1 protein-coding gene is annotated in these 564 nt (G+C 66.3%); it reads right to left on the reverse strand.

Going from position 1 to position 564, the window contains the following annotated elements; all coding sequences use genetic code 4:
- The coding region (locus FJO69_RS07745) for a DinB/UmuC family translesion DNA polymerase (RefSeq protein WP_211333795.1) at positions 1–564 on the reverse strand (564 nt) is incomplete at both ends.

The raw sequence follows: 564 nt of genomic DNA on the forward strand, positions 1-564 counted from the left end.
GAAGACGAATTGGCCCGATTTGCAGTGGATCCGGCAGCAGCCGGCGGGCCACCGTAAACAGCGCGCCGGCGTCGGTCGTCGGGTAGGGCATCGTCGCCGAGCGGGTTAGCGTGCTCATGTCGGATTTCTTTAGCTTCACCGTGATGGTGCGGGCGCCGCGGCCGTCGCGCAGCAGGCGTTGGTGCGCGTGCTCAGCGATGGAGTCGATCGCCTCGTGCAATTGCTCCATGGTGGTCAGATCGACGGCGAACGTGGACTCGGCGCTGATTTGCTTGGCTTCGGCGCGCTCCACCACTGGGCGGTCGTCGATGCCACGGGCCAGCCGGTGCAGCGCGGGCCCAATCGTCGCGCCTAGGATGTTGGCCGCCTCGGCATCGCTCAGCGCGGCCAGCTGCCCGATCGTCTCGATGCCGAGCCGATGCAGCTTTTCCTCGGCGACCGGGCCGATGCCCCACAGCCGTCGTACCGGCAATCCGCTGAGAAGCGCTTGCTCTTCAGCGTGCCGGACTACCCGAATGCCGTCGGGTTTGGCCAGACCAGAAGCAATCTTGGCGATCTGCTTGC

This window comes from [Mycoplasma] falconis (assembly GCF_006385795.1).
GTDB classification, from domain to species: Bacteria; Bacillota_I; Bacilli_A; order Mycoplasmatales; family Metamycoplasmataceae; genus Metamycoplasma; species Metamycoplasma falconis.